Raw genomic sequence first — 26,061 nt, 5'->3', positions numbered from 1 at the left:
AGGTTTTGAGAATTTCTCAAAACCTTTTTTAAACTAAAAAATGATTCATTATGTCAAATTTACCAGACGATAGTTTTAGAGACACCATTGCTACAATCAATGCCGAAGGTAAGCGAAATTTTATTCATCCAAAAAAGCCTTCTGGGCCTTTTTATGAAAAAAGAAAATTATTAAGTTATTTTCTTTTGGTTTTTTTAATTGCTTCTCCGTTTATCAAAATCAATGGAAATCAGTTTTTAATGTTCAATGTATTAGAAAGACGTTTTAGTATTTTTGGATTTGCTTTTTGGCCTCAAGACTTTCATTTGTTTGTCATTTCAATGATTGTTGGAGTAGTAGGATTAACATTATTTACGGTTGTTTTTGGTAGAATATTTTGTGGGTGGTTTTGTCCGCAAACTATTTTTATGGAAATGGTTTTCAGAAGAATTGAGTTTTGGATTGATGGAGACAGAGGTGCTCAAATGCGATTAGCAAGACAAAAGTGGGATGCTGAAAAAATAAGAAAAAGAATTATTAAATGGATTATCTTTTTTATTTTTTCATTTTTCATTGCGAATGTTTTCTTAGCGTATTTGATTAGCAGTGATGAATTAGTCAAAATGATAACCCAAGGACCAGCAAATAATTTAAGTACCTTAATTGCTCTTTTAATTTTTACAGGTGTATTCTATTTTGTATTTGCATGGTTTAGAGAACAAGTTTGTATTATAGCTTGTCCTTATGGAAGAATGCAAGGTGTTTTATTAGATAATAAATCAATTAACGTTGCCTATGATCATGTAAGAGGTGAAGGTGCAAACGGTAGAAAAAAATGGAGAAACGGAGAAGACAGAACCGCTGAAGGGTATGGAGATTGTATCGATTGTAATCAATGTGTGGTGGTTTGCCCTACAGGTATTGATATTAGAAATGGAACTCAGTTAGAATGTATCAACTGTACGGCTTGTATTGATGAATGTGACATCATCATGGAAAAAGTTGGATTACCTAAAGGGTTAATTCGCTATGCAAGTGAAGATGAAATTGTAAAGAAAGAGAAATTCAAGTTAACACTAAGAATGAAGGGCTATATAGCCGTTTTAACGTTGTTAGTTGGTGTTTTAATAGGAATGTTATTTTTACGTAATGATGTAGAAGCAAATTTCTTACCTATGTCGGGTCAATTATTCCAACATAATGGAGAAAATATCAGAAATTTTTACACTTACAAAGTGGTAAATAAAACAGAACAATCTTTTGATAATGTAATTGTTAAGATTGTAAATTATAAAGGAGAAATAAAATTAGTTGGAAGTCCAGTTATTAAAGTACCAAAACAAGGTTTAGCAAGCGGAACATTATATATTGATATTCCAGAGAGCTTGTTAAAAGAAGAAAAAGTACATTTAAAACTTGAATTATATAATGGAGATACATTGATTGAAGAAACATCAACTAATTTCCAAGGACCGAGAAACTTTAATTAAAATATTAAAAGCTATGAAATTTAATTGGGGAACAGGAATAGTTATTGCATTTGCACTTTTTATGACATTCATTTTATCATATGTATATAAAGTACAATCAAATGATAAATATGATCATGAACTAGTGGTAGAAGATTATTATAAGAAAGAAGCAACTGTTCAAGATAATATCGAAAGAGAGCAAAATGCAAATGCATTAACAAATAAAATAACAATTGAAAACACTGTAGAGGGAATTAAAATTCAATTTCCTTCAGATTTCGATTATTCTAAAATAAATGGAAAAGTGTCCTTATACAGACCGTCAAGTCAGAAATTAGATTTTGAAATTCCGATTTCATTATCTAGTCCACATTTGCTCATACCTAAAAGTAATTTGGCTGGCGGTCTTTGGGACATTTCTATCGATTGGGAATACGATGGTGTAAAATATTTAAACAAAGATTCGTTTAAAATTGATTAAATTGCATTATTGATTTTGAACTTATTCTTTACTTTGAAATTTGTAATTGATGGTATATTCGGCTTTCATATTTGGCTTAATTAGTAGTTTTCACTGCATAGGAATGTGCGGTCCAATAGCTATGATGTTGCCTGTGGATAGAACGAATGAAACAAAAAAAGTTACCCAAATTATAACGTATCATATTGGAAAATTAACCACTTACGGAATTTTAGGCTTAGTTTTTGGGTTATTGGGTAGAAGTTTTTATTTGGCAGGTATGCAACAACAATTATCTATAATCGTTGGGATTTTAATGATTTTAGTCGCAGTAATTCCAGAAAAAGTATTTGCTAAATACAATTTTTCAAAACCTGTGTATAGATTGATTACAAAGGTAAAATCGAGTTTAGGTCAACAGTTCAAAAACAAAAGTTATAAATCGTTATTCACTATCGGTTTATTGAATGGCTTTTTACCTTGTGGAATGGTCTATGTAGCACTTTTTGGCGCTATTGCCATGCAAAATGTAACTTTAGGAATAGGGTATATGTTACTTTTTGGACTAGGAACCATTCCAATGATGGTTGCAGTAATTTATGCTTCAGGATTGATTTCTTTTTCATTTAGAGGAACCATTCAAAAAGCAATTCCGCTAGTAGCGGTAATAATAGGAATGTTATTTATTGTAAGAGGTTTAGGTTTGGATATTCCATACTTGTCGCCAAGTAATATGAGTTTATTTGTGCAACCAGAAGGCAATTGTCATTAATAAAAATTAGTTAATAGGGAAAAAAGAGTGTTGAAGTTTTATCTTTAGCACTCTTTTTGTTTCTTAGGATTCGAATTTATTAAATATTTTTTGTAGTAGTAATGCGATTCCAACAGTTAACAGCGCTCCTATAAAATTCAACCATAAATAACTTACAATATCTAAATAAAAGATATAGAATATAGTTAATTGACTAATACATGCTCCAATAAAAACTGCTTTCCCTTTACAATATTTGATATAAAATCCAATTAAGAATATACCTAAAACAGTTCCGTAAAATATGGAACCAATTATATTTACTAATTGAATTAAATTTTCAAATAGTGAACTAATACAAGCAAATCCAATGGCAACAATGCCCCAAAATACAGTAAAATATTGGGTAGCGTACACATAATGTTTGTCGGATTTAGTATTTACGTTTCGTTTATAAATATCAATTGCTGAAGTTGCTGCTAAAGCATTTAATCCAGAAGCACTTGATGACATTGCAGCACTAAAAATAACAGCTAATAACAAACCTAAAAGCCCTTTTGGAAGGTAATTTAAGATGAAATATAGAAATACGTAATCTTTATCATTTGTTTCCGTTTTACCATCTACTTTTGAAATGACCACCTTTGCTTTTTCTCGTAAATCTTTCTCTTTTAAGGAAAGCGCTACCATTTGTTTTTTAAGCGTTGGATTTTCGTATTCGTTGTGTTTTAGTTGTTCAATGTATATTTGATTAACGATTTTTTTGTCTGTATTCAATTCTGCCAACTTTTTTTCTAAATTTTCATAGGCTTCCTTTTGATTAGAAGTTCTTACTTTTTCAACATTTGTAGGATTAAAGTGCAAGGGTGCATCATTAAACTGAAAGAAAACAAATACTAAAACGCCAGTTAACAAGATAAAAAACTGCATCGGAACTTTTAAAATTCCGTTCATAATTAATCCCATTTGGCTCTCTTTTACAGATTTTCCAGATAAATATCGGCCTACTTGTGATTGATCGGTGCCAAAATAAGAAAGCATCAAGAAAAAACCACCGGTTATTCCACTCCAAAAAGTATAACGAGTTTCTGGATTATAAGAAAAATCTAAAATATCCATTTTACCATTGGCACCTGCAATATGAAGCACGTTTGTAAAATCAACATCTTCGGGAAGATTGGTTAGAATGTAAAAGAAGATGATAAACATCCCCGACATAATTACAAACATTTGTTGTTTTTGAGTAACGTTGACGGCTTTTGTTCCGCCAGTAACAGTATACAGAATTACTAAAATACCTATGATGATATTAAGCATATTCAAATTCCATCCTAAAAGAGCTGATAAAATTATTGAAGGCGCATAAATAGTAATTCCGGTGCCTAATCCTCTCTGAATTAAGAAAAGAGCAGCTGCTAATGTTCTTGTTTCAATATTGAAGCGTTGCTCTAAATATTCGTAAGCGGTGTAAACCTTTAGTCGATGGTATATTGGAATAAAAGTGTAAGCAATTACAATCATTGCTAATGGTAATCCGAAATAGAATTGCACAAATCCCATTCCGTCATGATATGCTTGGCCTGGGGTTGATAAAAAAGTAATTGCACTGGCTTGTGTAGCCATAACTGAAACTCCAACAGTAAACCAAGGCGTTTCGTTGTTATCTAATAAATAGTCTTTTACATTGGCGCTTCCTTTAGTTTTCAGAATTCCGTAAATGACAATAAATGACAAAGTGACTGATAGTACTATCCAATCTAAATTTTCCATATTAAGTATAAATTTCCATTAATAAATAGAAAATCAAAATGTAGATAGCATTCAAAATCAGTACAATGCTATAACTTTTTTTCCATCTGTGTTTTTCTTCCATAAAGTTTTTTGTTTCAGGTTTTTCAGGTTTCAGATTCAAAATCAAATTGCATCATCAATCCAAAGCAATTATGTTTGCTAATAATCTATAAGCGCCACTTACACCTTCTGGAAGTTCTCTAAAGTAACTCAATCCGGTATAAATGTAATTTCCTTTTCCGTGTTTTGCGATTAATAAGGCTCCTTTTTTTGGAGTTTCTCCTTCGTCATTGGAAGCTAAAATAGGAATAAATTCTGAACTCCATTTATTTGGATAATATAAACCTTGTTCTTGAACCCAACCAGTGAAATCTTTTTCATTGATTTTATTCGGTTGATTAAGTACTTTATGATTTGGCGTTAAGAAAGTAACTTTCGCATTTTCATCGGTTACTCGATCTCTTGATAATTCTAAATTATAAGGAGCAATTTCTTTAGTAATCAGGTTGTTTGTGGTGTTGTATTGTACAATGACATTCCCACCATTAAAAACGTAATCAAACAATATTTTGTTTTTAAATTTTAATTCGTCAACCACATTAAAAGCTCGAATCCCTAAAATGATTGCGTCATACGATTTTAAATTTTCAGCAGTAATTTCATTCGGATTTAAATTGGTAACCTGAAAGCCTAAATTTTCTAGATTTTTATTCACTTCATCACCAGCGCCCATGATGTAACCAATATTTTTTCCTTTTGTAGCAATGTCTAATTTTACCGCTTTGGCTGCTGAAGTAACTAAAATAGTTTGTTTTGGAATATGTGGATATTGAATCGTAATCAATTCTTTATCTAAAGTTCCGTTTAAAGTAGCAATTTGCGCCACTAATTTTGTAGTAATTTCGGGTTTAGAAGGATAAATTTTGAAAGAGAATTTTCGCTCTTCATTTTTTGCTTCTATTGTAAACGGAATTTCTTGGGGTTCAATTTTCCAATCAGTAGGAATTACTACAGATAATTTTCCTGAAGCATTTGCTTTATGTGCTTTCACTTTAACTGAAATTTCTTTGGGTTGAGTTGAGTTAAAGATTAAAACTTTTGATTCAATAGTTGATGTAAATTCAGGAAGAATTTTGAAGGGAACATACGTTTCACCATCGTCTGGATTATTGAATTTATAACAAATGTTCTTTACAAATTCGATTGTTTTTCCTTCAATTTCAATTGTAAAAATCACCGGAAAGGAAGTTGAAACTTCGGGTAAAATACGAATCGATTTATCTGAAACCTGATACATTCCTTCAGTTTGTTGTTCTTTTAGCCAAAATAAATTCGAATAATCAACGGCATTACCAACCTCAACATCTTTGAATTGAAAATTTACTTTTTCGTTATTTTTTAAAGGTTTGTTTTGAGTTTCGTTTTTGATATTTAAAGCGTTAACCGAAATCAATTTCACATTTGACTGACTGCGATTTATTACTTCCAATTGCAGATTAAATTTACTGTCTTTCGTAATTGTTTCTGTATCGGCAAGTGCTTCCATAAATAAACCACTACAAGCTTCAATAATTTTGATAATTTGCTTGGATTTAATTTCTTTCCAATGGGAGTCTTCCAATTTTTGAATCAAATCATACGCTTTGATTAAATTTGGAATGTGTATTGATGGATTTCCAAAGTTGAAATTTTTCTCAATTTCGTTTAGTAATTTTCCAATTTCATTGCCGCCTTTTACTCGATTCCATGACGTATCAATTCCTTCAAAAAGATTGGTATTACTTGGTAAATTTCCTTTTAATAGTTCTAAATATTCGGTTTCGTCGCCACGACTTCCTAAAGTTCCAAAGCCTTGACATTTGTGCTGACTTCTGCTTAAAGCCGCGATTTCGTTGTTGCTTTTTCCTTTTAACGGATAATAAACGTTTGAATTTATAGCTAATAATTTTGATTTATCGGCAGCATCAAACGCTTCTTGGCTTCCGTAAAACCACCAAGAAGTGTTGAAAAATATTCGTTTAGGTTGGTATTTTACTAAATCATAGGCTTCCAAACTCAACATAGCCGAAGCCGTATGGTGTCCGTGGGTTGTTCCAGGCGTGTTATGGCTAAAACGATTCACAATAATGTCTGGACGAAAGGTTTCAATTACTTGAATAACGTCTTCCATTACCTCATTTTTATTCCAAATAGCAAATGTTTCATTTGGTTCTTTAGAAAATCCGAAATCATTGGCGCGTGTAAAAAACTGTTCGCCACCATCAATTCTTCTAGCAGCTAGTAATTCTTGTGTTCTAATAGCACCTAATTTTTCTCGTAGTTCCGTTCCAATTAAATTTTGACCTCCATCGCCACGAGTTAATGATAAATAGGCTGTTTGTGCGTGGTAATGATTTGAAAAATAGGTGATAAGTTTAGTGTTTTCATCATCTGGATGTGCAGCAACATACAATACTTTGCCTAAGAAATTAAGCTTTTGAACTTGCTCATAAATTTCAACGGAACTTAATTTTTGTGGGGCTTGCGCAAATGTTATGATTGAAATTAATAATATAAATATTGAAGTAAAGCTTCTGTTCATTTTTATTGATTTGTTTCAAAAATAAGGAAATAAAAAAAAGGAAGTTTTAATTGCTTCCTTTTTAACATTATTTTGTAATTGTTTTAATCAAAAAATTCTCTTTCTTCTGAATTATTTTTTAGCACCGAAATGCCTTTTTGCATCAATAAATTGTTGGGATAGGTAATCATTTCACCGTCCGAAGATTTTAAAATGATATAAAAAGCTTTGATGTCTTCAATTTCACCATCAATAGGAAAATCTTTATCGTGAATTTTTATTTTGTCTCCAATTTTAAATGGATACGAAAAGAATATAATTATTCCAGCCGTAATATTGCTTAAAATAGACCATTGTGCAAACGAGGCTACACCTACCACTGCAAAAACGGAAGAGATAAACAATAAAATTTGATCTTTTTTAACTCCCCAAATAATTACAATAGAAATGAAAGCTAAAACACCTAATAATAAATTGATGTATTTTACTACTAGGTTGGTACGATGCTCTAATATTTCGTTTAAATTGGCATATTTACGAACAAGTTTAGTAAAGCTTATTCTTAAAATAAAGTAAACCATCACAACAATTAATGTTGCAATTTCTTGATCTAAATAGGGATTATTGATTAGTTTAAGCATACTGCATTAATTTATGAAATAACATTTCTGTGGGTAAACCTACCACATTGGTATAAGACCCTTCAATATTTGAAATTCCGATTAGACCAATCCAGTCTTGAATTCCGTAGCTTCCTGCTTTATCGAAAGGTTCGTAATGCTCTAAATAGTAGCTAATAGCCTCGTCGGATAAGCTAGAAAAAGTAACCTTGGTAATGCAATGAAAAACTTCTGTTTTGGCAATAGATTTCAAACAAACAGAGGTAATCACTTCGTGTGTTTGATTGGCTAATTGTTGCAACATTTTAAATGCATCATCATAATCTCTTGGTTTGCCCAAAGCTTTTCCGTTTAACCAAACGATGGTATCACTCGTGACTAAAACATCGTTTTCTTCCAATTCATTTTCGAAAGCACTTGCTTTTAATTCAGCTAAAAAATTGGTTATTTCTGCTCCTTTTAAGTGCTCAGGATACACTTCTTCAATTTCTTTTAAGCGAATGATGTAATGCAAATCCATTTCTTTAAAGAATTGCTGTCTTCTTGGCGAACCTGAAGCCAAAATGATGTTGATTTTATTTAGTTTTTCTTTAAGCATTAGCTAATTTTAAGTTGAAAACAATTATCGCTACAGATAATATTCCGAAAAATAGAATGATTTTTAAAACCAAACTTAAGTGATGCAATTGTTTTTTAGTTTCAGCATTCATTAATTTTACCCCAAAATAAATTAGCGGGCCTATGATGAAAACCATGGTGTAATATATTACATAATCTAATTCAAATAAGTTACTGTTTATGTAATACGCCAACATTCCAATCGAAATTACAGTTAATATTCCAACGATTATTTTTGTTTTTGGAATTCCAATAGTAATAGGCAAGGTGTTGATTCCAGATTGATAATCGCCATCCATATCCTCTAAATCTTTCACAATTTCACGAATCAAATTGATGATAAAAGCAAAAATGGCATAATCCATTAAAATAGAAAAAGCTTCTTTCATTCTAAAACGATTATCTGCATCTATTGCAGGTAAAATATCGAATAAGCCAATAATTATAATACTTGTAGAAAGCAGTAATGCTACTACAACGTTTCCAAGAAGTGGAATTTGTTTAAAACTTGTAGCGTACATATACAAAAGTGTAGCTACAAGGATAAACATAGAGGCAAAAGTAGGTTTGTAAATCACATTGGATAAATAAAATCCAATTCCAACGCCAACGATGGTTAGCCCAATGTACCAATTATAAGCTACTGTTTCCGAAATAGAAACACCCACCACACGGTTTTGCGGTTTTGCAATTTCGTCGGTTTCCTGATCCATGATATTATTAATTACATATCCACCAGCGGCCACACAAACAGTAGCAATCACTAATAAAATATAATTAAAATCGGATAAGGCTAGATCTACATAGGATTGTTCTAAAAATAAATAACGAAATACCAATTGCATAAAGGCTAGCATTAGTAAGTTTTGGTATCGAATGAGTTTTAAGTATTTCATGTTTGTTTTGTGTTTCAGGTTTCAAGTTTCAGATTTTTTTTGGAGCACAGATTGAAGCAATTTGAGCAATTTTTAAAATCTTTTATGGCTTATATGTTTTAATTTTTGTTTCAAGTTTTAGGTTTTTACACAGAGCTTCACCGAGTTTTTTTGTCCCGATGCTTTGGGATGGATTGTTTTGAAAGAGTCACACAGACTCCAAAGCTTCTGACATTTCACTTTTTTAAGGAAACATCCATCTTCCATCTTTCATCATCCATCAATTAATCAAACTTCGCATCAAAATGTTCCATCCATTTGCCTTGCACTTTCATAACTTGTTCAATGACATCACGGACGGCACCTTTTCCGCCTTCTACATGCGAAATGTATTTGGAAATTCCTTTTATTTCAGGAACTGCGTTTTGTGGACACGTTGGTAAACCTACTAATTGCATTACGTGATAATCCGGAATGTCGTCACCCATATATAACACATTTTCAGGTTTGATATTGTAAATGTCTGTGAATTCTTTAAACGTTTCTACTTTGTTTGGAACGCCTAACTGAATATCGGTAATGCCTAAATTTCTTAATCGTACACGAACACCTTCATTACTTCCTCCTGAAATAATACAAACCGTATAGCCATTTTCAACAGCAGCTTTCATGGCATAACCGTCTCTGATGTTCATGTTGCGAAGCATTTCGCCTGTTGGGGTTACGTGTATAGTTCCGTCGGTTAACACTCCGTCTACGTCGAAGACAAAAGTGGTAATTTCGTTCATGAGTTCTTTATAACTTTTTGACATGTTGTATCGATTGTGTAAGTAATTGATAAAGGTTTTTATATTCTGGATTTTCTATAAAATCTAAATGTTTTTCAATGGTTTTGGTGTCGTTTCGTAAGGCTGGACCCGTTTGTGCTTCTCTTGGTGAAAGTTCCGTAATTTTATGAGCTGTTTCCTGAATTAACGGATGCAACACTTCAAAAGGAACGTTGTTTTCTTGGCAAATTTCATTTCCGATTTCGTATAAATGATTTACAAAATTACAAACAAAAACGGCTGCAACGTGTAAACTTTTTCTTTGTTCAGAATTGATTCGAACCACTTTTTGCGAGATACAATTGCCTAATTTTTCCAAAAGTTGATAATCGTCTTGATTTTCAGCTTCTAAACAAATTGGAATAGGAGCGAAGTCGATTTTTTTTTCTTTGGTAAAGGTTTGTAGTGGATAAAAAACGCCTTTTCTGTTTTTATCATTCAATACAGAAAGTTCCGACGAACCCGAAGTATGCACCACCAAACGATTTTCAAACGGTAATTGCGCAGCAACTTCCGCAATCGCATTATCAGAAACTGAAATAATATACAAATCAGCTTCTGTAATTTTTTGATAATCAGAAGTAATTTTGGTTTTAGGTAATAAATGCGATAAATGACTTGGGTTACGAGCAAATGCTTGCACCAAATCTACATTTTTAGCTTGCAACAACACCTGAATTAAATGTTGTGCCATATTTCCTGAACCGATTAAAACTACTTTTATCATTGGGTAAAAATAGTGAATTTTAATTTTATTTTAGTTAAAAATTATACAGGTTTTAGAACGAGATAAGTCTAAATTTTTGAAGTATAGCAAACCTGTCAGGTTTTAATTAGGAAATATTTGTAAAAATTTCTTTGTTACCATTTTTTTCTTTACTGAAATTTTGATGATATGGAAAAACTTTACATTTTATTATTTTTTACTATTGATTTTTCTGCTAATGCGCAGGTTGTGAATATACCCAATGCTAATTTCAAAGTGAGTTTTTTGAGTGCGAACAGATATCTTTGGGCTTTAACACAAACACTTTTGTGCTAATGCTAAGTTTGTGAAGGAATAGTTTTGTGTCATTTCGACGAAGGAGAAATCAGATTATGTAATTACTTTATGCGATTTCTCCTTACGTCGAAATGACAATAGGAACTTTAGATATAAAAAAACTCCCGATTCAAATGAATCGGGAGTTTTTTTATACTGTAAACTGCGACTGTTTTCTGAACACTCTAGCGTAAGCTCGCGCCTAATTGACTTTCAAAATTACCTTGTAACTTACTCATAATTTTATCAATTTGTGAGTCGGTTAGTGTTTTTGAATCGTCTTGTAAAATAAAACTTACTGCGTATGATTTTTTACCTTCAGGTAAATTGTTTCCAGTGTACACGTCGAATAAATTCACTTCTTTTAGCAAGCCTTTTTCGGTTTGTTTGGCAATGTTATAGATTTGTTCGAATGGTACGTTTTCATCTAACAATAAGGCTAAATCTCTTCTAACTTCTGGATATTTAGGAATATCGGTAAACTTAATTTTCGTAGAAACATATTTCTGAATCTTATCCCAAGCAAAGTCAGCATATAATACTTCTTGTTTGATGTCGAAAGATTTTAAGATTGATTTTTTAATCGTTCCAAATTCTACAATGACTTCTTTTCCAACGGCTAAAGCCAGTCCTTCTGCGAAAACATCATTTTCAAAAGGTAAAGAAATTACTTTCTTGTCTAATCCTAAACGACCTAAAACTGTATTGATATATCCTTTGAACAAGAAGAAATCTGATTTAGTGGCAACATTCGTCCAACTTTCACTTTGTCTGTTTCCAGTTACTAATAAAGTTAAGTGTTTCTTTTCTTCATGACCATTCAATGTTTTGTGGTAACTTTTTCCAAATTCAAAGAATTTTAAATCGCTTCTTCTTCTATTGCTATTGAAAGAAACCGCTTCTAATCCAGAGAATAATAATGATTGACGCATTGCTGATAAATCGCTACTTAAAGGATTCAACATCATTACATTACATTCTTCTTTCAATTGTTCAGAAAGTTTAACGTAATCTGGTGTTGTTAATGAATTGGCCATCATTTCGTTAAAACCTAACGAACACAATTGATTGGCAACAATATTTTGTACTTTATATTCTTCCGTTCTTGACGAGTTTGCTGTTGTAGCATTTACTTTTGAAGGAATTTTAATGTTGTTGTATCCGTAAACACGTAAAATTTCTTCTATAACATCAATTTCTCTAGTAACATCCACACGGTAGCAAGGAATAATTAATCCCAAACCAGTTTCTGTAATGCTATTTACTTTGATATCTAAAGAAGCTAAAATTTTCTTGATGGTTTCCGGTTTAATTTCTTCACCAATGATTTTATTTACCTTGTTAAAATGAATGAAAACACTAAAATCTTCAATCTTTTTTGGATAAATATCTATAATATCGGAAGTAATTTCACCACCCGCTACTTCTTGAATTAATAAGGCAGCACGTTTTAAAGCATATTGTGTAATATTAGGATCAACTCCTCTTTCAAATCGGAAAGAAGCATCGGTGCTCAACGTATGTCTTTTCGCAGTTTTTCTAACCGAAACGGGATTAAAATAAGCGCTTTCTAAGAAAATAGCCTGCGTTTTTTCACTCACACCCGAAGTTTTCCCACCAAAAACACCTGCAATACACATAGGTCCAGATTCATCACATATCATTAAATCTTCTTCGTGTAAAGTACGCTCAATATCATCTAATGTGGTAAATTTTGTTCCAGCTGCAACGGTTTTTACAATTACTTTATTTCCTTTGATTTGAGAAGCGTCAAAAGCGTGTAAAGGTTGTCCTAATTCGTGTAAAACGTAATTGGTTACGTCAACAATATTATTTTTTGGCGTTAAACCAATTGCTTTTAATCGGTTTTGCAACCAGCTTGGTGAAGGTTTAACCGTTATTCCTGAAATAGTAACACCGCAATATCTTGGTACTAATTTTTCGTTTTCAACTTTAACATCAATCTTTAAAGTACGTTTTTCTACTTTTAATTTACTAACTGATGGAGTAATCAATTCAGAGGTAATTCCTTTTTGAAGTAAACCAGCTCTTAAATCACGTGCTACTCCCATGTGTGACATAGCATCGGCACGATTTGGTGTTAATCCGATTTCAAATACTTCATCGCATTCTATATTGAATACTTTGGATGCAGGAGTTCCTGTTTTTAAGTCTTCTGCTAAAATCATAATTCCGTCATGACTTTCGCCTAAGCCTAATTCGTCTTCTGCACAAATCATTCCGTGACTTTCTTGTCCACGAATTTTACCTTTCTTTATTTCGAATGCGTTTCCGTCTTTATCGTATAATTTAGTTCCAATAGTTGCTACTGGTACTTTTTGTCCCGCCGCTACGTTTGGAGCTCCACACACAATTTGAACCGGAGTGTTACCATCACCTAAATCTACCGTAGTAATTTTTAGTTTATCTGCATCAGGATGTTTCTCACAAGTTATTACGTGTCCTACAACAACGCCTTGTAATCCTCCTTTTAAACTTTCGTATTTATCAACACCTTCTACTTCTAAACCTAAGTCGGTAAGAATGTCGGCAATTTCTTCCGTTTTTAAATCGGTTTTAATAAATTGTTTTAACCAATTGTAAGATATACGCATTTTGTATCGAATTTTAATAGGCAAATATAAGATAAAGTTTAAGAGTTTGAAAACTTAAAAATTAGTTTTTCAAGAACGAAATTAATCCACTAAAATAGGTTTTTTGGTCGTCTTAAAAAGCCATTTGACTTCCTTTTGGACAGAACAAATACGAACCGTATCGTAAGATTTTCGATATTTCTTCCATGTGCTTTGATCCATCGTATCGTGTTTGGCTCTGATAACCAGAGTTGGAATTTTTACTTTTTTTAAATCGGCTTTTCTATCCCATTTAATGTTTTTGGATGGTTTTAAATTTGAAAGTTATTCATTATTGCAATTATTACTTTATTATAGTAGAAGGTTTTGCTAGGGTACCACAACCTAACCTTTGGTATACCGTTGCTATACCGTTGCTATGGAGTATCTATATTTAAGGCTATAGATTGACCCGTCCTAAAATAACTATACAGATTAATAAATAAATCCTATTATAGTTATACAAATATAATTTTTAATCCTAAACTTACTATACAATTGTTTTTTCATGATAAAAACTCTTATTATAGTTCTTCCATCTTTTGTTTAATTTATCGGATTGCAAATGGGCTTGATTAGGTGTTAAATAATCACAACTTGCATGTGGTCTTAATTCATTATAAGATTTAATACTTCTACTTATTTGATTTCTTGTTTGTTCAAAACCTAATAGACTTGAGTAAAGATTAAATTCTGTTTTTATAATACCATTTACTCTTTCTGCTAAAGCGTTTTCATAAGGATCTCCATTCTCAGTCATGCTTATAGCTATATTATTTTTTAATAGTAAATCAACATAATTATGAGAACAATATTGCGAACCTCTATCAGAATGATGAATAATAGATTGGTTATAAATTCTGTTATTCAATGCCATTTTTAAAGCTTCTATGCATCCTTCCGCTGCCAAATCTTGACGAAAACTATATCCCATTATTTTTCTCGAATAAGCATCTGTAATTAAGCTTAAGTAGCCCCATTGATGAGTAAGACGTATATAAGTAATATCACTTACCCAAACTTGTTCTGGTCTTGTTATTTCAATATCTTTTATTAGGTTGCTATATTTTCTCATCCAATGCCTAGAATCAGTGGTCATAGCTTTTCTTTTTCTTTGCCTAATGAGTAATTTATGTTCTGACAATAAATCAAATAAATAATCTCTACCAAAAGATATTTGATGTGAGATCAACTTATTTTTTATTAGAAAGTGTAGCTTTCTAGTTCCTAGTCGTGGCAAGTTTTTTCTGATGTTAAATACTTCTTGGAGAATAACATCTTCTTTGACTAAACTACTCTCTTTACGCCATAAACTATCGTAATATGCGTGTCTTGTTCTGCCAAACAACCTACACAAAACAGCTATTCCCAATTTTGGAAAATCCTGTTTCATTTTTAGGACTGCTTGGCACCAGACTTTTTTCTAATATCAATTTTTAGTTGGTCTTCGGCTACATCAATTAGGGTGTTTAGGGCTTTTATTTTAAGCTCTGCTTCTTTTAAAGCTTGTAGTAAAGCTTCTTTTTCTAAATCTTTTTTTGTTTTTTTATCTTTAGCCAAAACAGAAGGTTTTTCAATACAAATTTCGACTTTTTCTGTTTTATATTGTGCTATCCAACTACGAATTATTTTTTCCGTTTTAATATTGTGAGCTATTTTTGCTTCTTTAACAGTTAACCTACCTTGTTCTATAGCGGCAACCACAGTACGCTTCAAAAGCGAATTATACGTTCTACGCTTCATGTTTTCTTTGTAGTCTTGTGAGCCGTAATTACGCATCCAACTATCCAAAGTAGGAACACTTAAACCATAAGTTTGAATTGCCTCTTTTCGGGGTAACCCTTTTTCAATTTCTGAAACAACTTTTAAAATTAATCGCTTATCAAAACGACTTTGCTTGTTCTTACGAACCACATAAATTACTTCTTTTTGATTTTGCATATACACTGTTTTTATGTATAGCTATTTTAGGACAAGACAGATAAGTTTGTATTTTGTTTGTAATTTGGTTGATAATTCTTCGTGAAAAGTACTTTTTTTTCAAATAGTATAGCTTATTTTTGAAAATAAAGAGTACCACAACTACGAACAAAACACGAACAAAACCTAAACCTAAACCAATTCTAACCATATATGGCAAAAATAACCTCTTATGAAGGAAAACCTCCCAAAAGGATTGGCGATTATATTGTGTATCCATTAGGAGACGATTTGATTGTTAGGCAAAAAACTGGATTTACAACTAAAAAGTTATTGACTAGCCCTAAGTATGCTTTGTGTAGGCAAAATGCTAGTGAGTTTGGATTGGTTTCTAAAACATGTAAAGCTATTCGAATGCTTTTGAAAGAGCATTTGACCCAACATAATAATTTGGAGGTTGTGAATTCATTCACTAAGAAAATGCGGAGTTTGTTGGTTCATGATGCGATACATCCTCGTGGTGCTCGGGTATTGAAAATGGCTTTGGCAACTACTGCAGCCCAACAAGCTATTGCTGGGTACTCGTTTAATCCTGAATGTAGGGTGGCGGTTAGGGTTACAGACCCTACTCTAACGACTTTAGTGCCTGATGATTTACTAACTACTCCTGCTGCCTATTTGGGGATGCGCGTGTTGTATCTCTTTTTTGATTTTGAAACTTTAACAGGACATTTAGAGGCTTCTACTTGGCAAATGGAAAAAATAGCTCCTGAAATTTCTTTTGCGCTGCCTGCTGAAGCACCCGATGGTTTTTGGTTGCGATTAGTTGCCGTTTCTTTTTTTTCTGATACTAACGGGGAATGGGCGCCTATTTTACCAAAAGAAAGAGGATTAGTGGTTGTTTAGTAGCAAAGACTTTGTCGATGCCTGCTTTGTTGGTGTTTTTTCTTTAGTTGAAAAACAATAACAATTGAATATTGTAAGTAAAAGACTTAAGTTTTTAAATCCCCTTTTTTTAGTTTGTTGTAATTAAATTACTTCCATGGCTTCCGAAATTTTTAATGTTACATCATAATAATTGAAATCATTTGGTGTTCCGTTTTCAGCTTCTATTAAATTTATTACACTATCTACTTTTGTCATTGGTTCAAAATATAACGAATAATATTGCCAATCTTTATTGGATTGGAAATTATGTTTTTGAGGTGCAATTGTTATTCCAGTAGCTTTTATCATTTTGTAGCGTTTTTTAGTAGCTACATTTTCAATAAAAGTGTCTTTTGACATTTTAATCCAGCCACCTCTTATGTATTTGTTAGTAGTGGTATATCCAAAATCAACTTTTGTAAATTCAGGTGTAAGCAACATTCTTAAAAGTATTGGGTTTGTTTCCCCATGTCCTATGCTATTCAACTGAAACAAGATTTTTTTAGTATTTTTTTGTTTAGTTATCATTTTAAAGATTGTGTTTGTTGACGTAACCAATTTGGATTTATAACTTCTAAGTGCTTACCATAAGAACGAAATAGCTTTATCAATTCCATGCTAGGAACAACATTGATTGTAAAATAACTAGAACCCGAACCATTTTTTTCTGCTTTTTGACTTGGGTGAATCGGATAGGCTTCAAAATAGTTTGTAATTTCAATAGAGGTTAAAAAAGTAATTACTTGTTTCTCCTGATTTTCAATCGGATACACTCCGTAAATGTCGTTACAGTAACTTTCAATTTTATTTTCTTTACAACTTATAAATTTTCTTTTCAATTGAATGGGTTCGTAAATTCGGTCTAAACCAAAGGTTCTAATAGTATTATGACTTTCAGAATATCCTATTAAATACCATTTATTATCAAATTCTTTTAATCGAATGGGATGCACAATTAGCGCATTAAAAATTCTTTTAGAATACGAATAATGAACAAATGAAATAGGATACTGATTTTTACAAGACTCAAATAGGATATTAAAATTTTCATATCCTTTTGCGCCCTCAATATAATCGGTTTGGATTATTTTTCTTTGTACATCACCCTCAGGGAACTCCTCCTTGTAAGCAGCTAATATTTTTTGAATAGCATCACCAAATCTTTCATTAACTCTATTACCACCTCCCAAATTCTTGATTAGATCTAGCGCTTCTTTTATGGTTAAAATATCATCATCCGTTAGAGGAATAGAATTAATAGAATAATTGGGATTTGTATAATAATATCCTTTATTTTTTCTGCAATATACAATTGGCGCTTCAAATACATCAGACTGTTTCATGTTGCGAATATCTTTTTCTAATGTATCTAAAGAGGGCGAAAAATCGAGTTTTTGCTCACAAGCTTCCTGAATATCTTCCAAATTAGGGAAAGGTTTGAATGTGTTTTTCAACATTTTATCAATAATACGATACCTACTGTAAGCTGATTTTGAGATTCCCATACTAAATAATTTATATAAAAGTAAGAAAAAAATAATTCCGTATGTAAAATACGGTTGTCTATTTCAACTTTGTATTTAATTACAAAGCAATAATACTTTACTGAAACCACATTTCAGTTAGCGTTATTACTATTGCACAAAACAATGGATATAAGAATTATAATACGAATAGATGAACTCATTTCAAAGGAAATGACCGGGAGCCCTAAAAATTTAGCTTCTAAACTTTCCATAACTGAACGAAGTGTTTACAACTACATTGCTTTTATGAAAAAAGAAATGAATGCTCCAATTGTATATGATTACCATAAAATATCTTACGTGTATTATGATGAATGGTGTTTTAATTTGAATACTAAACGATAAAGTGGAGTTCAGAAACCACTATAAAAAACGAGGCGGAATCGAAAAGCCTTATGAGTAGATAAATTAAATTAAAACAAATGAACATGAAAAAAATTAATTTTTTAATTTTAATGTTAGTAGGATTGACTTTTTTTTCTCTAACAAGTTGTAGTAATGACGACGAAGCAAGCGACCCAAGAGACCAATATGTTGGAACTTGGAATTCTGTTTCAACCGGTAGTTTAACTCTTTTTCAAAATGGTCAAAGTGTAGGAACTGTACCATTAAATGAAAGCCGTACAGTAAGTGTCTCAAAGTCTGGTACTAGTGCTTTGATTATTGATGGGAAAACGTATACGGTAAACGGAAATAGTTTAAGTTCAACTCCAACACCATTAACCGAAACTTCTAATGGGGTAACTATTGTAGCTACTGTAAATACCAGTGGAACATTAGGGTCAAACATAATTAATTTTAATGAGACAATTACGGGCACATGGAATGCAACTAATGGCGCTTCTGGGAACCTTTCAGGCAATGCAGTTACAACTTTAACAAGATAATTGGGGATTTTTGACTGAAAATAAAGTTTTTCAAAAAGACTATCTTTTTTTGATAGTCTTTTTTTATTCCGTATAAATGATGCGGTTTGGTTTTAGAAATTTGACGAATAAATCATAAAACAAATTTATATTACTTATGAAATCGCCACTAACAACAAGTTTGTTACAAACAAATACAATAAACAAAAAGGCGATGCCCTATAAGACCATTATCAAATAAATTTTACATATATGAAAGCAAATTTTAAAAACGAATCTCAACAAGAAATGACTCAAGCAGAAACTATTGTGTTTACAAGTCCAATTTCAGATTTCACACCAAATGAACACATGGGTATCGAGCAAATTACATTAAATGAAGAAAATACTCAAATTGATTTTGTGTATATCTCACCAAAAGATTATAAAAATGGAGGTTGGATTCAAATGGATGCCTATTGCTTTATTAGACCAGTAGGTTCTGAAATAAGGTATAAAATGATACAAGCAATCAATATTCCGATTACACCTAACAAATATCATTTTAAACGTTCTGGACAAGTACTTCGTTTTTCTTTACTATTCCCAGCACTACCAAAAGAGGTTAAAGCTATTGATTTTATTGAAAAACATGCCGAAGGCACTTATTTTAATTTTTTCAATATTGCATTGCAACACAATGAACCCACTTTAATTAGAATTGTCAATGAAAACTAAAATAAATTTTTTAAAAGATAATTTTATTAAAATCGAATTATACTATTAACTCATTTTTAAATATTCCAACATCATGACACCATGTACCATTAAATTTTTTTTAGGCGATGTAGTTCGCTTTAAAAATTACAAACGAAAACCAGAAGACAAAGAAGCTTATTTCATTGTTATTCAAGAAGAAGACGAAAACAATCAACTGGTGCTCTTTACCATCAATACAAATCGATTTTATAAAGCGGGTGAAACCATTATTCCAGAATTTCCAGCGCAAGATTTACGTTTTGTAGACTTAAAATATAGCGATTTACTAAATGAAAAAATCATCACTCAAGACACTACAAGCATGGAAGTTGGCAGTGGAACCGCCACAGCTTTTATTGGCGACGATGCTTACATAGAATTTGACCAAAAAGATGGATATCTACTGTCTAAAAAGGAATTTGAGTTTTTCTCGCATTCTCAATACCCTATACGTGGACATTTATTTATATTAATTGATTATAAAAATATGGACGATGAAAAATATAATATTGTTGACTAAGTACTATTTACAGGGCTTCATATTAGCCTCTGGTATAGGATGCCTTTTCATATTACACAGTTTGTTTATTGATGACACCTATAGTTTTATTGACTTTAGTTTGTTCATGCAAGTAAATAGTATTATGGCGGTTTTTTTTGGTTTGCATTTGTTTATTATTAAATACATAGACCAACCCCAACAAATTAAAAACCCATACCTCAGACGTTTTTATACCATTTTTGCCTGTTATTGGATTGGGGTTATTTTTAGTTTTGTAATATTGTGCTTATTGCAATCACTAAGCAATTTTATAGTGATACCTTATTCGTTTTACATTACTGATGAAAATTTGTTGGTGGGGAGTTTGTTAGGTGGAGTGGTTTTTGGAGTTGGAATATTCAATAAATATAATTATGTTTATGAATAATATGTAAAAAGTTTTTTAAAAATTAAAATATGTCATCAAGTCATCAAAATTTATACTACAAACTTAAAGAAATGGATTTAAGCCATTTTAAAATTGACTTTAGTGATAAAATAGAAGTTCCGTTAAATGTTAAAAAAAACATGCGATTTGTAGGAACAGAATTTGAAAGAGTTTTTACTTCAATTTTAGCAAATAAATATGGTTTAGTTTGTAAATCTATGGACGTTAAAATCAATAAAAAAATAATACATAGAAACATTAATATTGAAATTCTTCAAGGTAAAAATATTGACAAAATAAAGGATTTTAATTTATTAAATTTTATTGAAGATTATAAATGCAATTCATATGATAACGTATCTTTTAATGAAAAAGCAGAAATGGATTTATTTATTAAAGAAATATTAAATAAAGTAAATTTCAATAAATTTAAACCTAGAAGACATATTTCAACAAAGATAAAATTTAGAACTGAATTAGGAAATATAAATATTGCTGGATTATATGGTGAAATCGATTTAATTATAGACGATAAAATTATTGATGTTAAAACAGATACAATTTTGAAATTAAATAATGATTATTTAGTCCAGCTTTTATATTACTATTTTTTAATCAAATATTCTATTAAATTTAATCAATATTCAAATAGTGTTTTAAACAAAATAAAAATTAATAAGATTTGTTTATATTATGCATGTTTTGATGTTTTATTAGAATTTGATGTTAAAAAAATTTTTAAAAACAATAATTTAATTGTTGAAATAGAAAATTTAATTGACAATAATTTTATAAATTATAATTTTAATTTAAGAGAAATTATTCGTTATATTATATACAATAATCAAATAAATAACGATTATTTTGAAAATATACAAAAGAAAAGTAAAGAAAATCAATTTAAATCATATTATCATTACATTGATTCAGCATTTAATTTTGAAATTAATAATAAATATGACTACAATAATGAATTTTTATTACAATTTATAAAAATTAATTTATCATTGCTTGAACTAAGAAAATCAAATTCAATTTCAATTGAAAAATATAATTTAATTGTTAAAAATTTAATATTTTCTTTTAGAAATGCAAATAATAAAGTTCATACAAATAAAGTTCTTAAATTAAAAGATAAACACTTGTTTATGAGTTTAAGAACCTATTTTAAAATGAATAAAAACATAAATATTTTAAGTAATTACAACGAAAATTTAAATAAAAAAATAATTACAAAACACATTTTTGAAACTTCTGATTATTATTATCAATTTTATGAAAGATATATTAATATTAAAAATAATAATATCAATAATTTTAATGTTTTTCTTAAAAATTGGTACATCATATACAATGAAATTTGTGAACAAAAAATAAATAAATTAATTAATGTTACTGAATTTGAAATGATATCTGATTTTATAATAAAATTATTAAAATTTGAAACAAAACCAAATAATCATTTTATTGAAGGGGTAAATAAAATGCTACTTGATGCTAGAAATGATATTAAAAATAATTTAATTACAAAAAAACAATTTGCAGAAAAACATGAACTCATTTTTAAATTGGTTGAAAAAATTTAATTATCAAACAAAATAAACAATGAGCGAAATCCTCTAGCCCAACTGCAAAAAAGCCTTCAAAGTAGATGAGGCTAGTTTTATTCAGACAATCTCTTTAACAAATAACCTGTAAATACTTACTCTAACAAAGAATGGAACAAAAACTTATTGAATATAAAAAAGCAGGTTTTTTTGATACAAAAACAGTTGGCGGGAAAGAAATACTTCATTTATCTGCACCTTGTAGATTTAGAATTATTGATATAATTGTGGCTGACTTAAAAAACAATTGTAAATCAGATAAAGAAATTGGGGGTATATTGTGGTCAAAACCTACAATCCTAGAAGGAGAAATTATCCATATTATAGATAAAGTAAGTTATATAAGAAACGCAATAGGTGATAATCCAAGAACTGACTATAGAAATAGTTCCAATACATATTTGCCCAACTGCAAAGAATATAATAAAATTTTAAATGAACTTTTTTCAAAGGGGTATCTTCCTTTTAAATTTCATACACATCCAGTTCAAGAAACAAATTTTTTGTGTTCGTTAACTTATTCAGACCTAATGAGTGAAACCTCTGATAAAGACCAATATGAAAGTTTACAACCACTTAAAATAGGCAATCAGTATCTTTTAATGCCTCGTGCGTTAATAGTTAATAATGCTTTTTTAAGTAATACTATTTTTATAGGGGTTTACAATGGTTTTATAGCTCCTAACGAGTTTGAAAATAGCAAAAAGAAAATTCAGAAAGAGAATTTTAATAACACAGTAGCTCTACTTTCATCTATAAATCTCAAGGACACAGAAAAATTTGGTCTATCAATTGGAGCGGCATTGCTGCTTTATGCAATAGTTAAGAATCCTAAATTTAGTTTACCTGTTATTTTTGGTCTTAGTGCTATAATACCTTTGCTTATGACAAATACGAAAAATATTGATAATCCCTTTTATTTCAATAAATTGTCATACGGTAGTGCAGATATTTTTATTCCAAAATCATGAATATCGAATTACAGAGGCTCTAAAACATAAATATATCAAATTAATAGTGAATCTAAATTAATAATAAAAATTAATTAAATTGCTTGAACTTATTACAAATTGAATCTAAAAATGAAAACATTATGAACGAAATCATCTGTCCCAATTGTAAAAAAGCCTTCAAAGTAGATGAAGCAGGCTTTGCCGATATTTTAAAACAAGTACGTGACCATCAATTCCAAGAAGAATTGGAAAACAGATTGTCATTGGCTGAAAAAGAAAAAGAAAGTGCTATTAAATTAGCAGAAGCCAATCTTAAAAATAAATTACAAGAAGAACTCGCTCAAAAAGATAAAGAATTATTAGAATTAAAAGCTAAATCAGAAAAAGACTTAGCTGAAAAGCTTGCACAAAAAGAAGCCGAACTAGCCAATGCAAAGGCAAAACTAGAAAATGCAGAAACCGAGAAAAAATTATCGGTAACGGAGGCTATTCAAAAAATTGAAAAAGAACGTGATGCTTTTGCCAATGAACTAAAAACCAAAGAACTGGAAAAGCAAAATATAGAAAGTACTTTAAAGCAACAATTTACCACCGAATTGCAAAACAAAGACACTATCATTAAATACAAAGAAGAAGAAATTGCTCGTATAAAAGACATGAAAGCCAAACTTTCTACTAAAATGATAGGTGAAACATTGGAATTACATTGTGAAAACGAATTCAATAAAATACGTTCTATGGCATTTCCAAAAGCGTATTTTGAAAAAGACAATGATGCCAAGTCAGGTAGTAAAGGCGACTACATTTACAGAGAAAATGACGAACATGGAAATGAAATTATTTCTATCATGTTTGAAATGAAAAATGAATCCGATGCTACAGCAACTAAAAAAAGAAATGAAGATTTTTTAAAGGAGCTTGACAAAGATAGAACCGAAAAAAAATGTGAGTATGCTATATTGGTTTCTATGTTAGAATCTGAAAGTGAATTATACAATACAGGTATCGTTGATATGTCGCATCGTTTTCCAAAAATGTTTGTAGTACGTCCTCAATTTTTTATTCAAATCATAACATTACTAAGAAATGCCACACTGAATTCAATGCAATACAAAGCAGAATTAGCTTTGGTCAAAAGTCAAAATATAGACATTACCAATTTTGAAGAAAAAATGAATAAGTTTAAAGAAGGTTTTGCAAGAAATTACGATTTGGCAAGTCGCAAATTTAAAGAAGCCATTGATGGCATTGATAAAACAATTAAAGAATTGGAAAAAACCAAAGCAGCATTAATGTCCTCTGAAAACAATCTTCGCTTAGCCAATGAAAAAACAGAGGATTTAACTATTAAAAAATTAACGCATAATAATCCAACGATGAAAGCAAAGTTTGATGCGTTGGGAAGTATTGAGTAAAGTAAATTTAAAAATGTAGTAGAAAGCTTAAATAACATTAAGATATTTGAAGATTATATTAATACCCCGCTCGTGCGCGAATCCTTTCGCGTTCGTTTAGTTAGTAAGGAGATGCTTAAGCGATACTGAAACGAGTTCATCTTGACAAAAGGAGAGGAGATGCTGAAACGAGTTCAGCATGAACTGTGTTTATTTCCAAATTTATTTTAGTTAATTTTTACTGAATAATATTCTTTTTTTGTTGCAATTGCAAAAGCTTGTTTTAATAATTTGTTTACTACTGCAATTAAAGCTAGCTTTTTTGATTTTCCTTTTTCTACTAATCTATCGTATAATTCTTTACAACTCTTATTACATTTTTTTGCTGACCATGCACATACATAAAGCATTGCTCTTATTTTACTCATTCCCATTTTACAAATTTTCGATCTACCCTTAACACTTGTTCCTGATTCAAATATTCTTGGCGATATTCCAACATATGAAGCAAGTTGCCTATGATTATTAAACTTACTAAAGCCTCCAGATATTACAATCAATAGCAAAGATGTTTTAGTTCCCATTCCTGGTATACTTTTTAGTTGACTAAACATTTCTTGATGATGTGTTTTAATTATTAACTCCATTTTTTTCTCAATGTTTTTCATCTCTTGTTCTATGGTTTCTAAAACAGAATTGATACTTTTTTCAAGTGTTTCACTCTTAATAGGATTTTGATTAAATGCTTCTTTTTGAACTACAAATCCAGTTCTGTTTTTATTTAATTGTTCTAGATAGGCTTGCATTTGCTTAAGCTCTAGAACATGATTTGCTTCAGGTTTCCATATACCTGGATTTTCGGTTTTTCCATATTCTGCAATAAGCATAGCATCTTTTTTATCTGTTTTTGCTCTACTCATTCGCATTTGAGAAAACCTCCTAATTACCAATGGATTTATCACACAAACATCTATTGCTTGCTCTGACAAAAAAGTGGCTAATTTTAAATAATATGGACCACTAGCTTCCATCACACAAATTGATTCAGAGACCTTTAAATGTTCTAAAAACATCATAAAACCTTCATGATTGTTAGCAAATTTAAAATACTTGTACTTGTCATCATAACTAGAAATAGCGACATCAAAAGTTAATTTTGAGATGTCAATTCCAACATAATTGTTACTTTTTTTCATACATTTGTTTTTAAGGAAATTAAAGTAAACGGAAGAAATCTGCTTGAGACTTATCAATCCTAAATACGGTCTTTATGACCAATGAACTGTCCAAGTTCAAAAGCAGAGAGAGAAAGGAACTAGCATGCTGAACAGTCTTAATTGACCAATGACAAAATATAGCTTTTATCTTTCTCTTTCTTCTGTTGAAATAAATTTATAAAATTTTCAAAGAACTTCCTTTTGCAAACATAGGATGACAAGAAGGAGAAGAGATACTGAAACGAGTTCAGCATGGCAAAAGGAGAGGAGATGCTGAAACGAGTTTAGTGGGACAAAAAAGAGTAGTGAAGTTATGAATGAGTTCAGGATAAAAAGGAGTGGTGTTTTGAATGAAT

24 protein-coding genes are annotated in these 26,061 nt (G+C 30.5%); 11 read left to right on the top strand and 13 right to left on the bottom strand.

What is annotated here, in order from left to right:
• Positions 1-50: 50 nt before the first annotated feature.
• The 3 genes from ccoG to RSE15_RS02325 are packed head-to-tail and all read left to right on the top strand — an operon-like array spanning position 51 to position 2,683.
• Positions 51-1,469 (top strand): cytochrome c oxidase accessory protein CcoG, encoded by a 1,419-nt coding sequence (gene ccoG / locus RSE15_RS02335; protein ID WP_324069382.1) that lies wholly within the window; start codon positions 51-53, stop codon positions 1,467-1,469.
• Positions 1,470-1,482: 13 nt separating this feature from the next.
• Positions 1,483-1,932 carry a FixH family protein gene (locus tag RSE15_RS02330; protein WP_324069381.1) on the top strand — a complete coding sequence of 150 codons (450 nt, stop codon included), beginning with the start codon at positions 1,483-1,485 and terminating at the stop codon, positions 1,930-1,932.
• A gap of 49 nt (positions 1,933-1,981) precedes the next feature.
• The gene (locus RSE15_RS02325; RefSeq protein ID WP_324069380.1) at positions 1,982-2,683 is read left to right on the top strand and encodes a sulfite exporter TauE/SafE family protein; all 702 of its coding nucleotides are present in this window, start codon (positions 1,982-1,984) and stop codon (positions 2,681-2,683) included.
• A gap of 63 nt (positions 2,684-2,746) precedes the next feature.
• On the opposite strand, the gene RSE15_RS02320 is transcribed toward RSE15_RS02325, so the two are convergent.
• From RSE15_RS02320 to RSE15_RS02275, 10 genes are all read right to left on the bottom strand, one after another.
• Positions 2,747-4,432 (bottom strand): sodium:solute symporter family protein, encoded by a 1,686-nt coding sequence (locus tag RSE15_RS02320; protein ID WP_324069379.1) that lies wholly within the window; start codon positions 4,430-4,432, stop codon positions 2,747-2,749.
• Positions 4,433-4,589: 157 nt separating this feature from the next.
• A complete protein-coding gene (locus tag RSE15_RS02315) occupies positions 4,590-7,034 on the bottom strand; it encodes a PIG-L family deacetylase (protein ID WP_324069378.1) in 2,445 nt (814 codons plus the stop codon).
• An 83-nt stretch (positions 7,035-7,117) separates the two neighbouring features.
• Complete coding sequence (locus RSE15_RS02310; protein ID WP_324069377.1) at positions 7,118-7,654, bottom strand: mechanosensitive ion channel family protein; 537 nt, start codon at positions 7,652-7,654, stop codon at positions 7,118-7,120.
• On the bottom strand, positions 7,647-8,231 hold the full coding sequence (locus RSE15_RS02305; protein ID WP_324069376.1) for a Maf-like protein: 585 nt from the start codon (positions 8,229-8,231) through the stop codon (positions 7,647-7,649). Before RSE15_RS02305 ends, RSE15_RS02310 begins: the two co-directional genes overlap by 8 nt.
• A complete protein-coding gene (locus RSE15_RS02300) occupies positions 8,224-9,147 on the bottom strand; it encodes a geranylgeranylglycerol-phosphate geranylgeranyltransferase (RefSeq protein ID WP_324069375.1) in 924 nt (307 codons plus the stop codon). The genes RSE15_RS02305 and RSE15_RS02300 overlap by 8 nt, the downstream gene beginning before the upstream one ends.
• 263 nt (positions 9,148-9,410) lie before the next feature.
• Complete coding sequence (locus RSE15_RS02295; RefSeq protein WP_324069374.1) at positions 9,411-9,938, bottom strand: KdsC family phosphatase; 528 nt, start codon at positions 9,936-9,938, stop codon at positions 9,411-9,413.
• Positions 9,922-10,680, bottom strand: coding sequence for a Rossmann-like and DUF2520 domain-containing protein (locus RSE15_RS02290; RefSeq protein WP_324069373.1), 759 nt, complete (start codon positions 10,678-10,680; stop codon positions 9,922-9,924). The genes RSE15_RS02295 and RSE15_RS02290 overlap by 17 nt, the downstream gene beginning before the upstream one ends.
• A gap of 500 nt (positions 10,681-11,180) precedes the next feature.
• Entirely contained in the window at positions 11,181-13,610 is a 2,430-nt protein-coding gene (gene pheT, locus RSE15_RS02285) for a phenylalanine--tRNA ligase subunit beta (RefSeq protein WP_324069372.1), read from the bottom strand.
• A 508-nt stretch (positions 13,611-14,118) separates the two neighbouring features.
• Positions 14,119-15,021 carry an IS3 family transposase gene (locus RSE15_RS02280; RefSeq protein ID WP_324068955.1) on the bottom strand — a complete coding sequence of 301 codons (903 nt, stop codon included), beginning with the start codon at positions 15,019-15,021 and terminating at the stop codon, positions 14,119-14,121.
• 2 nt (positions 15,022-15,023) lie between these two features.
• On the bottom strand, positions 15,024-15,569 hold the full coding sequence (locus RSE15_RS02275) for a transposase (RefSeq protein WP_324068956.1): 546 nt from the start codon (positions 15,567-15,569) through the stop codon (positions 15,024-15,026).
• Positions 15,570-15,761: 192 nt separating this feature from the next.
• Here RSE15_RS02275 and RSE15_RS02270 point away from each other — a divergent pair, with 192 nt between their 5' ends.
• On the top strand, positions 15,762-16,454 hold the full coding sequence (locus RSE15_RS02270) for a hypothetical protein (protein ID WP_324069370.1): 693 nt from the start codon (positions 15,762-15,764) through the stop codon (positions 16,452-16,454).
• 123 nt (positions 16,455-16,577) lie between these two features.
• On the opposite strand, the gene RSE15_RS02265 is transcribed toward RSE15_RS02270, so the two are convergent.
• Complete coding sequence (locus tag RSE15_RS02265) at positions 16,578-17,003, bottom strand: hypothetical protein (RefSeq protein ID WP_324069369.1); 426 nt, start codon at positions 17,001-17,003, stop codon at positions 16,578-16,580.
• Positions 17,000-17,980, bottom strand: a complete 981-nt coding sequence (locus tag RSE15_RS02260; protein ID WP_324069368.1) for a helix-turn-helix transcriptional regulator — start codon at positions 17,978-17,980, stop codon at positions 17,000-17,002. Before RSE15_RS02260 ends, RSE15_RS02265 begins: the two co-directional genes overlap by 4 nt.
• Positions 17,981-18,124: 144 nt before the next feature.
• On the opposite strand from RSE15_RS02260, the gene RSE15_RS02255 reads away from it, so the two are divergent.
• The 7 genes from RSE15_RS02255 (at position 18,125) to RSE15_RS02225 (ending at position 24,509) form a co-directional block, all read left to right on the top strand.
• Entirely contained in the window at positions 18,125-18,346 is a 222-nt protein-coding gene (locus RSE15_RS02255; RefSeq protein WP_324069367.1) for an HTH domain-containing protein, read from the top strand.
• 83 nt (positions 18,347-18,429) lie between these two features.
• The gene (locus RSE15_RS02250; RefSeq protein WP_324069366.1) at positions 18,430-18,888 is read left to right on the top strand and encodes a hypothetical protein; all 459 of its coding nucleotides are present in this window, start codon (positions 18,430-18,432) and stop codon (positions 18,886-18,888) included.
• 231 nt (positions 18,889-19,119) lie between these two features.
• A complete protein-coding gene (locus RSE15_RS02245; protein ID WP_324069365.1) occupies positions 19,120-19,584 on the top strand; it encodes a hypothetical protein in 465 nt (154 codons plus the stop codon).
• Positions 19,585-19,657: 73 nt separating this feature from the next.
• Positions 19,658-20,125: a hypothetical protein gene (locus tag RSE15_RS02240; RefSeq protein ID WP_324069364.1), complete on the top strand. Its 468-nt coding sequence runs from the start codon at positions 19,658-19,660 to the stop codon at positions 20,123-20,125.
• 438 nt (positions 20,126-20,563) lie between these two features.
• Positions 20,564-22,120: a hypothetical protein gene (locus RSE15_RS02235; protein WP_324069363.1), complete on the top strand. Its 1,557-nt coding sequence runs from the start codon at positions 20,564-20,566 to the stop codon at positions 22,118-22,120.
• A gap of 131 nt (positions 22,121-22,251) precedes the next feature.
• On the top strand, positions 22,252-23,112 hold the full coding sequence (locus tag RSE15_RS02230; protein WP_324069362.1) for a hypothetical protein: 861 nt from the start codon (positions 22,252-22,254) through the stop codon (positions 23,110-23,112).
• Between the two features lie 122 nt (positions 23,113-23,234).
• Positions 23,235-24,509 (top strand): DUF2130 domain-containing protein, encoded by a 1,275-nt coding sequence (locus tag RSE15_RS02225; protein WP_324069361.1) that lies wholly within the window; start codon positions 23,235-23,237, stop codon positions 24,507-24,509.
• 206 nt (positions 24,510-24,715) lie between these two features.
• Here the strand turns inward: RSE15_RS02225 and RSE15_RS02220 are convergent, their stop codons facing one another.
• Entirely contained in the window at positions 24,716-25,684 is a 969-nt protein-coding gene (locus RSE15_RS02220; protein ID WP_324069360.1) for an IS110 family RNA-guided transposase, read from the bottom strand.
• Between the last annotated feature and the right edge of the window lie 377 nt (positions 25,685-26,061).

Source organism: Flavobacterium sp., from assembly GCF_035195345.1.
In the GTDB taxonomy this organism is placed as follows: Bacteria; Bacteroidota; Bacteroidia; order Flavobacteriales; family Flavobacteriaceae; genus Flavobacterium.
The sequence above is the reverse complement of the archived record's forward strand: the minus strand, read 5'-3'. Positions and strand labels throughout refer to the sequence as shown.